The sequence below is a fragment of the Saccharopolyspora rosea genome, assembly GCF_025643595.1.
GTDB classification, from domain to species: domain Bacteria; phylum Actinomycetota; class Actinomycetes; order Mycobacteriales; family Pseudonocardiaceae; genus Saccharopolyspora; species Saccharopolyspora rosea.
The window spans coordinates 1,513,343-1,525,368 of sequence record NZ_CP102826.1; the positions used below are offsets into that span (position 1 = coordinate 1,513,343).

At 71.3% G+C, this 12,026-nt stretch carries 12 protein-coding genes; 6 read left to right on the forward strand and 6 right to left on the reverse strand.

What is annotated here, in order from left to right; genetic code table 11:
• Positions 1-3: 3 nt before the first annotated feature.
• Together NV263_RS07435 and NV263_RS07440 are read left to right on the forward strand one after the other, a co-directional pair.
• A complete protein-coding gene (locus tag NV263_RS07435; RefSeq protein ID WP_263251823.1) occupies positions 4-528 on the forward strand; it encodes a regulatory protein RecX in 525 nt (174 codons plus the stop codon).
• An 83-nt stretch (positions 529-611) separates the two neighbouring features.
• A complete protein-coding gene (locus NV263_RS07440) occupies positions 612-1,328 on the forward strand; it encodes an HAD family hydrolase (protein WP_263251824.1) in 717 nt (238 codons plus the stop codon).
• A gap of 131 nt (positions 1,329-1,459) precedes the next feature.
• Here NV263_RS07440 and eda read toward each other — a convergent pair whose 3' ends face one another.
• Together eda and edd are read right to left on the reverse strand one after the other, a co-directional pair.
• Positions 1,460-2,083, reverse strand: coding sequence for a bifunctional 4-hydroxy-2-oxoglutarate aldolase/2-dehydro-3-deoxy-phosphogluconate aldolase (eda, locus tag NV263_RS07445; RefSeq protein WP_263251825.1), 624 nt, complete (start codon positions 2,081-2,083; stop codon positions 1,460-1,462).
• A gap of 20 nt (positions 2,084-2,103) precedes the next feature.
• On the reverse strand, positions 2,104-3,933 hold the full coding sequence (gene edd, locus NV263_RS07450) for a phosphogluconate dehydratase (protein WP_263251826.1): 1,830 nt from the start codon (positions 3,931-3,933) through the stop codon (positions 2,104-2,106).
• A 111-nt stretch (positions 3,934-4,044) separates the two neighbouring features.
• Here edd and NV263_RS07455 point away from each other — a divergent pair, with 111 nt between their 5' ends.
• Together NV263_RS07455 and NV263_RS07460 are read left to right on the forward strand one after the other, a co-directional pair.
• On the forward strand, positions 4,045-4,731 hold the full coding sequence (locus tag NV263_RS07455) for a transporter substrate-binding domain-containing protein (RefSeq protein ID WP_263251827.1): 687 nt from the start codon (positions 4,045-4,047) through the stop codon (positions 4,729-4,731).
• 75 nt (positions 4,732-4,806) lie between these two features.
• Positions 4,807-6,264 (forward strand): PQQ-binding-like beta-propeller repeat protein, encoded by a 1,458-nt coding sequence (locus NV263_RS07460; RefSeq protein WP_263251828.1) that lies wholly within the window; start codon positions 4,807-4,809, stop codon positions 6,262-6,264.
• Positions 6,265-6,280: 16 nt separating this feature from the next.
• Here NV263_RS07460 and NV263_RS07465 read toward each other — a convergent pair whose 3' ends face one another.
• From NV263_RS07465 to NV263_RS07480, 4 genes are read right to left on the reverse strand one after another with little or no spacing between them, the layout of a single operon-like run.
• A complete protein-coding gene (locus NV263_RS07465) occupies positions 6,281-7,150 on the reverse strand; it encodes an amino acid ABC transporter permease (protein ID WP_263251829.1) in 870 nt (289 codons plus the stop codon).
• Positions 7,147-7,797, reverse strand: coding sequence for an amino acid ABC transporter permease (locus NV263_RS07470; protein WP_263251830.1), 651 nt, complete (start codon positions 7,795-7,797; stop codon positions 7,147-7,149). The genes NV263_RS07465 and NV263_RS07470 overlap by 4 nt, the downstream gene beginning before the upstream one ends.
• Before the next feature lie 60 nt (positions 7,798-7,857).
• Positions 7,858-8,751, reverse strand: coding sequence for a glutamate ABC transporter substrate-binding protein (locus NV263_RS07475; protein WP_263251831.1), 894 nt, complete (start codon positions 8,749-8,751; stop codon positions 7,858-7,860).
• A 15-nt stretch (positions 8,752-8,766) separates the two neighbouring features.
• The gene (locus NV263_RS07480; protein WP_263254100.1) at positions 8,767-9,495 is read right to left on the reverse strand and encodes an amino acid ABC transporter ATP-binding protein; all 729 of its coding nucleotides are present in this window, start codon (positions 9,493-9,495) and stop codon (positions 8,767-8,769) included.
• Positions 9,496-9,974: 479 nt separating this feature from the next.
• On the opposite strand from NV263_RS07480, the gene miaB reads away from it, so the two are divergent.
• Both miaB and NV263_RS07490 read left to right on the forward strand, forming a co-directional pair.
• Entirely contained in the window at positions 9,975-11,468 is a 1,494-nt protein-coding gene (gene miaB / locus NV263_RS07485; RefSeq protein WP_263251832.1) for a tRNA (N6-isopentenyl adenosine(37)-C2)-methylthiotransferase MiaB, read from the forward strand.
• Positions 11,462-11,965 (forward strand): Rv2732c family membrane protein, encoded by a 504-nt coding sequence (locus tag NV263_RS07490; RefSeq protein ID WP_263251833.1) that lies wholly within the window; start codon positions 11,462-11,464, stop codon positions 11,963-11,965. The genes miaB and NV263_RS07490 overlap by 7 nt, the downstream gene beginning before the upstream one ends.
• Positions 11,966-12,026: the final 61 nt, after the last annotated feature.

The window sequence follows — 12,026 nt, forward strand, 5'->3', positions numbered from 1 at the left end:
CCGATGAGCGGTGACGACCCCCGGGCCGACGACCCCGAGCAGCTCGCTCGCGACACCGTGTACCGGCTGCTGGCCTCGCGGGCCCGCAGCCGGTCGGAGTTGCGGCAGGCGTTGCTGCGCAAGGGGATCGACGAGGACGTCGCGGACGGCGTGCTCCGGAAGTTCGTCGACGCCGGCCTGGTGGACGACGCCGCGTTCGCCGAGGAGTGGGTGCACTCGCGGCATCGCCACCAGGGGCTCGGCCGCAAGGCGTTGGGATTCGAACTGCGCCGCAAGGGCGTCGACGAGAACCTCGTCGAGGCAGCGCTGTCCACTGTGGACGGCGACGCGGAGGTGGAGCGCGCCCGGGACCTGGTCCGGCGGCGGCTGCGCTCGATGACGGCGGCCGATCCGACGGCGCGCACACGTCGCCTGGTGGGCATGCTGGCCCGCAAGGGCTACTCCGAGAGTCTGGCTTTCCGGGTCGTGCGCGAGGAACTGGAGCGCTCCGGCGTCGACGATCCGGCGTCGGACGCCGAATTCCCATGACGCGGGAAGGGATTTCGCCGCACGCCGGGTGAACTGGCACGGCGGTACCAGAACGTCGTGGTGCGCCGGTAGAGTCCCGCCCCATGACGACACTTGCTGACACGCGGCACATCGTGTGGGACTGGAACGGGACGATCTTCTCCGACAACCACGCGGTCGTGGCGGCGGTGAACAGCGTTTGTGAGTCCTACGGACGTGCGCCGATCACCTTGGAGGAGTGGCGGACGATCTTCTCCCGCCCGCTGCTGGCCTGCTACGAACGCCTGCTCGGCCGCTCGCTCGCCCAGGACGACTGGGCGTGGATCGATCGCACCTACCACGAGGTGTACCGCGATCTGCTTCCCACGTGCGCTCTCGCCGACGGGGTTCCCGAGGTGCTGCGGCAGTGGCGGACGGCGGGCGGCAGCCAGTCCCTGCTGTCGATGTGGTTCCACCACGAGCTGGTGCCGATGGTGTCCGAGTTCGGGCTCGACGAGCTCTTCGGCCGGGTGGACGGGCTTCGCGCGGAGATCGGCGGTGGTCCGAAGGCCGAGCACCTCGACAAGCACCTCGCGGAACTCGGCGTCGATCCCCGGGAGACCGTGGTGATCGGCGATGTCGTCGACGACGCCGAGGCGGCGGCTCATGCGGGAGCCCGCTGCGTACTGGTGACGACCGGCGTCATGAGCCGCCCCGCCCTGGAAGCGACCGGTGCGCCCGTCGCGGATTCCATCCGGGAAGCCGTTTCCTGGCTCCGGCCGCAGCAGCAGGACGAGCCCAGCGCCGCGGGCAACGGCGGTCGTTCGCGGGCCGCCGGATAACCGGACTCCGCGGGCCCAGTCGCGGCGACGCGACCGGCGAGCCCGACCGCGCACGCCCCGGCGGGGCCGGTCCGGCCGACCGGCTCCGCCGGGCCACGTCCGAGCTGGCCGGCCGGTTCTGCCGAGCCGAGTCAGCCCAGTTCGGCGGCTTCCCGCGCCAGGTCTTCGATCCGACCCCATTCGCCGCCGACGAGCAGGTCCTTCGGCGTGAGCCACGAGCCGCCGACGCAGCCGACGTTGGGCAGTGCGAGGTAGCTCGCCGCGTTGCCCGGGCTGATCCCGCCGGTCGGGCAGAACCGCAGGTGCGGCAGCGGACCCGCGATCGCCTTGAGGTAGGGGACGCCGCCGCTGGGCTCGGCCGGGAAGAACTTCATCGCGTGCACCCCGCGCTCGGCCAGCCGCATGGCCTCCGACACGGTGCTCACCCCGGCCAGGTAGGGCACGCCGACGGCTTCGACGTGGTCGAGCAAGCGGTCGGTGCACCCCGGGGTCACCAGGTACCGGGCTCCGGCGTCCACGGCCCGGCTGACCTGCGAGGGCTCGGTGACCGTACCCGCACCGACGACGATCTCGGGGACCTCGGCGGCGATGTGCTCGATGGCGGGCAGCCCGGCCGGCGTCCGCAGGGTCATCTCGATGGTGCGGATCCCACCGCGCAGCAGCGCCTCGGCCAGCGGCACCGCGTGCGCGGGGTCGTCGAGCGCGACGACCGGGATCACCGGGCTGAGGTCCAGCACCTCGGCGGCAGTGTTCATGGAACTTCCGTCCTGACTCGTCATGCTTGCGCGTACTCGGGCTGCGCGGTGAACACGCTCGCTCCGCGGTCGGCGCGGCCCACGGACCGGCGGAACGCGCCGAACAGCTCCCGGCCGGTGCCGAACTGGGCCGCCGGTGCCGCGGGCGCGGGTTCGCGGGTGGCCAGTTCGTCGGCCGGGACGAGGAGTTCCAGCGTCCCGCGCTCGGCGTCGAGCCGGACGACGTCCCCGTCGCGCACCCGCGCCAACGGTCCACCCGCGGACGCCTCGGGGGTCAGCTGGATGGCGGCCGGGATCTTGCCGGAGGCGCCGGACATCCGGCCGTCGGTGACCAGCGCGACCTGGTGCCCGCGGTCCATCAGCACGCCCAGCGCGGGAGTGAGTCCGTGCAGCTCGGGCATGCCGTTGGCCTGCGGGCCCTGGTTGCGCAGCACCACGACGACGTCGTGGTCCAGTCGACCCGACCGGAACTCGGCGGTGAACTCGGCCTGGTCGTCGAAGACCCGCGCCGGCGCGGTCACCGTGCGGTGCTCCGAGCGCACGGCGGACACCTTGATCACGGCGCGGCCCAGGTTCCCGTCGAGCACCCGCAGACCGCCGTCGGGGGAGAAGGGATCGTCCACACCGCGCAGCACGTCGGTGTCCAGGCTGCGGCTCGGTGCGTCGCGCCAGACCAGGCGGCCGTCCTCCAGGAACGGCTGGCGGCGGTAGCGGTCGAGTCCCGGACCGGCGACCGTCGACACGTCGGGGTGCAGCAGTCCGGCATCGATCAGCTCGCCGACCAGGGTCTGCACGCCGCCCGCCGCGGCGAAGTGGTTGATGTCGGCGGAACCGTTCGGGTAGACGCGGGCGAGCAGCGGCACGACCGCGGACAGGTCGGCGAAGTCGTCCCAGGTGAGGTGGATCCCGGCGGCCGCGGCCACGGCGACCAGGTGCAGCGTGTGGTTGGTGGATCCGCCGGTGGCCAGCAGCGCGACGACGGCGTTGACGACGGCGCGCTCGTCGACGATCTCGCCGATCGGGGTGTCCAGCTCGACGACGCGCCGCGCGGCCTCCTCGGTGAGCGCGCGCCGCAACGGGGTGCCCGGCGGCACGAAGCTCGCGCCCGGCAGGTGCAGGCCCATGACCTCGACGACGAGCTGGTTGGAGTTCGCGGTGCCGTAGAAGGTGCAGGTGCCCGGCGAGTGGTAGGACGCCGATTCGGCTTCCAGCAGGTCGTCGCGGGTGGCCTTGCCCTCGGCGAAGAGCTGGCGCACGCGGGCCTTTTCGCCGTTGGGCAGCCCGGAGGGCATCGGACCGGCGGGCACGAGCAGCGTGGGCAGGTGCCCGAACGACAGGCCGCCGATCAGCAATCCGGGGACGATCTTGTCGCACACCCCGAGCAGCAGCGCGCCGTCGAACATCTCGTGCGAGAGGGCGACGGCGGTCGCCATCGCGATGACGTCGCGGGAGAACAGCGACAGCTCCATGCCGGTGCGGCCCTGCGTGATGCCGTCGCACATCGCGGGAACCCCGCCCGCGAACTGCGCGACGCCACCGGCCTCCCGCACCGCGTCCTTGATCCACGCCGGGAACTCGGCGAACGGCTGGTGCGCGGACAGCATGTCGTTGTACGCGGACACGATGGCCACGCCGGGCTTGCTCGCCCCGCGCACCGCGAGGCGGTCGGGGCCGCTGCACGCGGCGAACCCGTGCGCGAGGTTGCTGCACGGCATCCCGGCGCGGATCGGACCGGCGGATGCGGCGTCGCGGATGCGGTGCAGGTAGGCGCTGCGGGTCGGTGCACTGCGCTCGGCGATCCGCCGGGTGACCTCGTCGACGACACGGTGGATGCGCGGTTGCGACGCCATTCATCGCCTCCTGGAACACGTGGGACTCGGCGACGACGCTGGCGCCTCGATCAAGTTCGTGACGCCAGTCACCCTAACGGGTAGGTGCGGTATTTCAAAATCGATTCCGCGATGTTTCCGACCGGCTGCTGCGCGCAACGCGGATGCGCGATCATGGACGGCGGCGTCGGCGGAAGGGACGAGGAGATGCGCATCAAGGCGTTCACGGCGGTGCTCGCGGCGGTCGCGGCCCTGTCGGCCTGCGGCCAGGACGTCCCGAGCGAACCGAACGCGCTGCCACCGCAGCCGCGCCTCGCGCCGGCGAGTCCGCAGGCATCCGCGGACACCTCCGTCGAACTGGACACCTCGCCGACCATCGAGCAGATCAAGCGCCGCGGCCGGCTGCTGGTCGGCGTCCGGTCCGACGCACCGCAGTTCGCCCAGGCCGATCCGTCCGGCGACTACCGCGGTTTCGACGTGGAGATCGCCCGCATCATCGCCCGCGGCATCGGGCTGAACCCGGACACCCAGATCATCTACCGCCGGCTGCCGCCGACGCTGATCGGCCAGGCGGTGTCGACGGAGAGCGTGAACGTGCTGCTCGGGCCCGAGACCTCGGCGACCCGCGAGCTGGTGGCGGTCGGTCCGTACGCCGTCGCCGCCGACGGCGGCCCGCGTTACGCGACGATCAAACCGGGCGACGACGCGATGCGCCGGCAGCTCCAGCAGATCCTGGACACCGCGGTCGCGGACGGCAGCTGGCAGCGGGCCTACGACACCACGCTCGCCCCGGCCGGGGTCCAGGCGCGCCCGAAGTAGCCGGTTCGGCGCATTGACGCCCCGTGCCGGATCCCGGTTATGTGAGTAGCTGATCAACTCATCCGGGAGGTTGCGATGGCACCGAAGCGCGCGGTCGTCCTGCTCCTCGTCCTCGTCGCGAGCTGCCTGATCTCTCCGGCCGCGGCCGCGCTGCCGATCCCACCGGGTCCGGCGCAGCCCTTCGTCCCGGAGTACGTCGGCGCTCCCGCCACGCCCCGGTCGGTACCCGCCCCGGACGTCCCGCGCCACCCGTTCATGGCGCCGAACGGCGTGAACAGCATGCACGACGACGCGTACGCCACCGACGCGTACGCCGCACCGGGACCGCTCGGGCGGAATCCGCGGGTGACGTCCGCGACGTACGGCGTCCAGGAGTGCGCGACCCAGGCTTTCGACCGCGGCGGGCGGATGGTCGCGCTGTGCGGGGGTCTGCTGGACCGCCGGCTCCGCCTCATCGATCCGGCCACGCTGCGGACGATCGCCGTGCACGACCTCCCGCGTCCGACGCTGCGCCCCGGCCAGTCGCCGCTGACCGACCTGTGCGGCGGCGCCTACTTCTACCTCGACGAGGCCGACCGGGCGGTCGCGGCCACGACCGACCGCCAGGTCCGCGTCGTCGCCGAGGACGGCACGCGGTTCACCGAGCAGCGCCGCTACGACCTCAGCGGCAGCATCGGCGAGTCGGACTGCCTGGTCGCCCTGCTGCCGGACTGGTCGGGCCGGATCTGGTTCGTCACCGGCGGCGGGATCGTCGGGACCCTGGACCGCGACACCGGTGCGGTGCGCACCGCGTCGTTGCCGGGGGAGCGGATCGCGAACTCGTTCGCCGCCGACGAGACCGGCGGCTTGTTCGTGGTGTCCGACCACGCGATGTACCGCCTCGACGGGGCGGCCGACGGCGCGCCCCGGATCACCTGGCGCCGGCCGTACGACCGCGGCACCCGCACCAAACCCGGCCAGCTCTCGCAGGGTTCGGGCACCACGCCGACGCTGATCGGGCGGAACCTGGTGGCGATCACCGACAACGCCGATCCGAGGATGCGCGTGCTGTTCTACCGGCGGGACACCGGAACCGAGGTCTGCCGGGCGGAAGTGCTCGCCCCCGGCGCCGGAGCCACCGAGAACTCCCTCGTCGCGGTGGGGAATTCGGTGCTGGTGGAGAACAACTACGGCTACCGGGGCCCGCAGTCGACGATGTTCGGCCGCACGACCGAACCCGGCATCGAACGCGTCGACGCCGACACCTGCTCGGTCGCCTGGCACAGCGACGAGTCCGCCCCCACCTCGGTGCCTAAGGCGTCACTGGCCGACGGTCTGCTCTACGTCTACGGAAAACCGGCCGACGACGAGGGGATCGACGCCTGGTACTTCACGGCGATCGACGTCCGCACCGGCCGGACCGTCTACAAGAGACTGACCGGAACGGGTCCGCAGTGGAACAACCACTACGCCGCCATCTACCTCGGCCCCGACGGCGCGGCCTACCTCGCGGGCATGGCGGGGATGATGCGCATCGCCGACGCCCCGCGCTGACCGGCACCGCCGCCGATCAGTCCCCGGCCGCTCCGACCGGTTGCAGGTCGGCGGGGTGGCCGACCCGGCCGCGCCGACCGCGGCTCAGGCGGCGTTCGGTGTGCACGGCCAGTCGGCTGAGGCCGTAGTTGATGACGATGAACAGCACCGCGACCACGAAGTACGTCTGGATCGGGTTGTTCAGGTTCTGGATGATCACCTGGGCTTCCCGGACCACGTCGAGGTAGCCGATGATGAAGCCCAGCGAGGTGTCCTTGAGCACCACGACGAGCTGGCTGATCAGCGCGGGCAGCATCGCCCGGAACGCCTGCGGCAGCAGCACCGTCGACAGCACCTGGCGGCGCCGCAGGCCGATCGCGTAGGCCGCCTCGCTCTGTCCCTTGGGCAGCGCGAGGATCCCGGCGCGCATGATCTCGGCGATGATCACCGAGTTGTACGCGGTGAGCCCGATGACCAGGAACCACATCATCGACAGGTGCACACCCAGCTCGGGCAGCACGCGGGCGGCGAAGAAGATCGCGATGACCACCGGCACGCCGCGCAGCAGCTCGACGACGCCGACCACCGCCCACCGGTACCAGGGCGCGCTGACCAGTCGTGTCACCGCCAGCAGGGTGCCGATGACGAGCGAGAAGGCCATCGCGAGCACCGCCGCCAGCAGGGTGTTCAGCAGGCCCTGGCCCATCAGGTTCCACAGCGCGGCGAAGGTCCCGTTCGTGGGGTCGATCAGCGGTCCCCACTTCTCGACCGCCAGCTGGCCCTCCGAGCCGAGCTCCACCAGCACCCAGGCGACGACCGCCACCAGCAGCAGCCCGACCGCGGCGCTGGCCACCAGCGCGCGCCGCTTCGCCTGCGGACCGGGGGCTTCGTAGAGCACGGTGTTCATCGGGCGATCGCCACCTTCCGCTCCAGCGCGCCGAGCATCAGCCCGGCCGGGATCGTGATCACCAGGTAGCCCAGCACCACGCCGAGCAGCACCGGCAGGGCCGCCAACCCGCGCGCCGAGGTCAGCGTGTCGCCGACGGCGAACAGGTCACCGCCGACGCCGAAGGCCCCGACGATCGCGGAGTTCTTGATCATCGCGATGAACACGTTGCCCAGCGGCGGCACGACCGTGCGCAGCGCCTGCGGCAGCACGACCAGCGACAGCGACTGGCCGAAGCCCAGCCCGATCGCCCGCGCCGCCTCGGCCTGCCCGGCGGGCACCGCGTTGATGCCGCTGCGGATCGCCTCGCAGACGAACGCCGAGGTGTACAGCGCCAGTCCGATGGTGCCGAACCAGAAGTACGAACCGTTGAGGCCGAGTTCGGGCAGTCCGAACGCCATGAAGAACAGCACGACGGTCAGCGGGCAGTTGCGCAGCACGGTCACCCACGCCGTCCCGGCCCCGCGCAGCGGCGGCAGCGGCGAGACGCGGAACCCGGCGGCGACGACGCCGATCAGCAGCGCCAACACGCCCGCGTACACGCAGATCTGCAACGTGCGCACGAGCCCGGACAGGTACAGCGGAAGGTTGTCGATGATGACGTGCACGGGTCACTCCGGCGGTACGAGAGGGTGCCCGCCGGCGCGCGGCGGACACCCTCGGACGGATCAGCCGCAGGGGTCGAGCTTCGGCAGTTGCGGCGTCTGCCGGGAGACCTTGCCCGCGGTGGCCTGCCACGCCCTGGCGTAGCTGCCGTCCTGGGCGGCCTGGGTGAGCGCGTGGTCGATGAACTCGCAGAACTTCACGTCACCCTTGCGGATCCCGATGCCGTAGGGCTCCCGGGTGAAGGGCTTCTCGACCATCTTGAACTGGCCGCCGCTCTGCTGCACCAGCCCGAGCAGGATCACGTTGTCCGTGGTGACCGCCTGCACCTGCCCGGTGCGCAGCGCGTCGGCGCACTTCGAGTACACGTCGAACAGCACCAGGTTGGACTCGTCGACGTACTTGCGGATCTGCTCGGCCGGGGTGGAGCCGATCACCGAGCAGACCTTCGCGCCGGTCGGCCGCAGCGACTGCGGCCCGGTGATCCGGGTGTCGTCGGACTTGACCATGAGGTCCTGGCCCGCCTCGTAGTACGGGCCCGCGAAGCTGATCCGCTTCTTGCGCTCGTCGTTGATCGTGTAGGTGGCCACGACCATGTCCACCTTCCCCTGTTCGAGGACCTCCTCGCGGGTCTTGCTGGGCGTCTCCACCCACTGGATGCGCTCCGGCGGAATGCCGAGCCTGCCCGCGACGATTTTCGCGGTCTCCACGTCGAAGCCCTGCATCTGGCCGTCCAGGCCCTTCAGGCCGAACAGCGGCTGGTCGATCTTGACGCCGACGCGGACGGTGCCCTGCTTCTGGAGGGAGTCCATCGTGGTCCCCGGCTCGAAGTGCGCGCCGGTGTCGACCTTGACCTCGGTGCCGCCGCCGGAGAGCTGGTTGCCCCCGCCGCCACCGCAGGCGGTCAGGGCCAGCGCGGCGGCCACCGCCACCACCAGCCGAACTCGCTTGCCACGCATCTGGAGTCGCCCCTTTCACTGGGTGAGGATCTTGCCGAGGAAGTCCTTGGCGCGCTCGCTCTTGGGAGCGCCGAAGAAGCCCTCCGGAGCGGCGTCCTCCACCACCTCGCCGTCGGACATGAACAGCACGCGGTGCGCGGCGCGGCGCGCGAACCCCATCTCGTGGGTGACCACGAGCATGGTCATGCCCTCGGCCGCCAGGTCGGTCATGACCTCCAGGACCTCGTTGACCATCTCCGGGTCGAGCGCCGAGGTCGGCTCGTCGAACAGCATGACCTTGGGCTTCATCGCCAGCGCGCGGGCGATGGCCGCCCGCTGCTGCTGCCCGCCGGACAGCTGGGCCGGGTACTTCTCGGCCTGGTCGGCGATGCCCACCCGCTCCAGCAGCCGCATCGCCTCCTCGCGCGCGGCGTCCCGGCTCTGCCTGCGCACCTTGACCGGACCGAGGGTGACGTTGTCCAGGATCGTCTTGTGCGCGAACAGGTTGAACTGCTGGAACACCATGCCGACGTCGGCGCGCAGCTGGGCGAGCGCGCGACCTTCGGCGGGCAGCCCGACGCCGTCGATCTCGATGCGGCCGGAGTCGATCGGTTCCAGCCGGTTGATCGCCCGGCACAGGGTGGACTTGCCGGAGCCGGACGGCCCGAGCACGACCACCACCTGCCCGCGCGGCACTTCGAGATCGATGGCCCGCAGCACGTGCAACGAGCCGAAGTACTTGTCCACCGCGGACATCCGGATCATCGGCGTGTCCGTCGAAGCTGCGGCCATTCGAGCTCCTGACTGGGCACCAGGGGGTTGTTCGATGGGCGAAACCTAAGCTCCCGACTCGGGATAGTCCAGACGGAACGGACGAACACAGGTTGCAACTTGGTTACACGGCCAAATGCCCGAGTCGGACGAAGCAGACGGCCGTTTCCGATACGCTCCGCAACCGCCATCGGCGGGCCGACGACTGCTCCGAGCGGGTCAACCGGCTGTCGGGGGCGACATCTCCACCGGCGCGAACAGGCCGAACGCGACGAGCAGCGCCACCACGCGGCCACCGCCGCCGCGGACTGCCACCGGGTGTCGAGGCGGCGGGGAACCACCTGAGGATGCGTCCGCAGCGCACTGGTCGGACGCGAGCGGCCCCGAAACCGGGGCGAGGGCGTTCCGGACGATCTCCGCACGGCCGTCCGGGCGGGTGAATCCGCGATCTGACCAGGAGCTACCGTGGAACGGTGAGCACCAGCAGCGCCGCGAGAACGTACCAGATCCGCACGTACGGCTGTCAGATGAACGTGCACGACTCCGAGCGGCTGGCAGGCATGCTGGAGGACGCCGGGTACGTGCGCGCGGGTGAGGAGGAGTCGACGCCCGACGTCGTCGTCTTCAACACCTGCGCGGTGCGGGAGAACGCCGACAACCGCCTCTACGGCACCCTCGGCCACATGCGCCCCGCCAAGGACCGGCACCCCGGGATGCAGATCGCGGTGGGCGGCTGCCTGGCGCAGAAGGACCGCGACGCGATCGTCAAGCGGGCGCCGTGGGTCGACGTCGTCTTCGGCACCCACAACCTGGGCTCGCTGCCGACGCTGCTGGAACGGGCGCGGCACAACCAGGAGGCCGAGGTCGAGATCCTTGAGTCGCTGGAGGTGTTCCCCTCCACGCTGCCCGCCCGCCGGGAGTCCGCCTACTCCGGCTGGGTTTCGGTGTCCGTCGGCTGCAACAACACCTGCACGTTCTGCATCGTCCCGTCGCTGCGCGGCAAGGAGAAGGACCGGCGGCCCGGCGAGGTCCTCGCCGAGGTGCAGGCCCTGGTGTCCGAGGGCGTGCTCGAAGTGACGCTGCTGGGCCAGAACGTCAACGCCTACGGCGTCGAGTTCGGCGACCGCTACGCGTTCGGCAAGCTGCTGCGTTCCTGCGGCGAGGTCGAGGGCCTGGAGCGGGTCCGCTTCACCTCGCCGCACCCGCGCGACTTCACCGACGACGTCATCGCCGCGATGGCCGAGACGCCGAACGTGTGCCCGCAGCTGCACATGCCGCTGCAGTCCGGTTCCGACCGCGTCCTGAAGGCGATGCGCCGCTCCTACCGGTCCGAGCGGTACCTGAACATCGTCCGCAAGGTGCGCGAGGCGATGCCCGACGCGGCGATCACCACCGACATCATCGTCGGGTTCCCCGGTGAGACCGAGGAGGACTTCGAGGCCACGCTGGAAGTCGTGCGGCAGGCCCGGTTCTCCAGCGCCTTCACCTTCCAGTACTCCAAGCGGCCCGGCACCCCGGCCGCCGAGATGCCCGACCAGCTGCCCAAGGAGGTCGTGCAGGAGCGCTACGACCGGCTGGTGGCGCTGCAGAACGAGATCTCCTGGGAGGAGAACAAGAAGCTCGTCGGCCGCACCGTGGAGCTGCTGGTCGCCGAGGGCGAGGGCCGCAAGGACACCGAGACGCACCGCCTCACCGGCCGCGCCCGGGACGGACGGCTGGTGCACTTCACGCCGACCGGCGCGATCGACCGGGAGATCCGGCCGGGCGACGTCGTGCACACCGCGGTCACCCGCGCCGCTCCGCACCACCTGGTCGCCGACACCGACATCAGCGCCCACCGCCGCACGGTGGCCGGTGATCACTGGGAGGCCGGCATGCGGCCGAAGACCTCCGGCGTGAGCCTCGGCCTGCCGTCGTTCGGAGCCCCGCCGTCCCAACCGGCCGCCCAGCAGGGGTGTGGGTGTTGACCGATCCGGAACGACGCGACGAGGAGCAGGAGATGCCGCAGGCAGTCGACCCGCACGCCACCCGCCCGCTGTCCAAGGCGGAGAAGGAGGTCCTGCGGCGCATCGACCCCGGCTCGCGAGCCCTGGTCATCGCGGCGGTGATGCTCGTGCTGGTGCTCTGCTCGCTGTTGCCGTGGGTCGGGGACGCGGCTGGCTGGCAGGTGCTCACCGGGACCGCCGATCCGAGCCTCAACGTCGGGCTGCTGCCCCAGCTGTTCGCGATCAACTCCACCGTCGTCGGCATCGGGTTGGGCGTGCTCTCGCTGATGACGCGGCGCTGGGGCGTCGCGTTCCTCGCGGCGGTCGGCGGTGTCGTGGTGACCTTCGAGGGCATGGTGGCGATCTGGTCGCGTCAGACCAGCGGCATCACCGGCCCGTCGTTCGGCCTGGTCCTCGCGGTCGTCTGCATGGCGGTGCTCGCCGTCCAGTGGATGCGCGTGGTCTGGACTCGCCGCTGACCCGCTTCGCGGCGTTCCCGCGGCCCGTGACCTGACCCGCTGCGTGCGGCGGGTGCGCTCT

Coding starts and splice junctions, on each gene's coding strand:
- NV263_RS07435 (WP_263251823.1), top strand. CDS start 4: ATGAGCGGTGACGACCCCCGGGCCGACGACCCCGAGCAGCTCGCTCGC.
- NV263_RS07440 (WP_263251824.1), top strand. CDS start 612: ATGACGACACTTGCTGACACGCGGCACATCGTGTGGGACTGGAACGGG.
- eda (WP_263251825.1), bottom strand. CDS start 2,083: ATGAACACTGCCGCCGAGGTGCTGGACCTCAGCCCGGTGATCCCGGTC.
- edd (WP_263251826.1), bottom strand. CDS start 3,933: ATGGCGTCGCAACCGCGCATCCACCGTGTCGTCGACGAGGTCACCCGG.
- NV263_RS07455 (WP_263251827.1), top strand. CDS start 4,045: ATGTTTCCGACCGGCTGCTGCGCGCAACGCGGATGCGCGATCATGGAC.
- NV263_RS07460 (WP_263251828.1), top strand. CDS start 4,807: ATGGCACCGAAGCGCGCGGTCGTCCTGCTCCTCGTCCTCGTCGCGAGC.
- NV263_RS07465 (WP_263251829.1), bottom strand. CDS start 7,150: ATGAACACCGTGCTCTACGAAGCCCCCGGTCCGCAGGCGAAGCGGCGC.
- NV263_RS07475 (WP_263251831.1), bottom strand. CDS start 8,751: ATGCGTGGCAAGCGAGTTCGGCTGGTGGTGGCGGTGGCCGCCGCGCTG.
- NV263_RS07480 (WP_263254100.1), bottom strand. CDS start 9,495: ATGATCCGGATGTCCGCGGTGGACAAGTACTTCGGCTCGTTGCACGTG.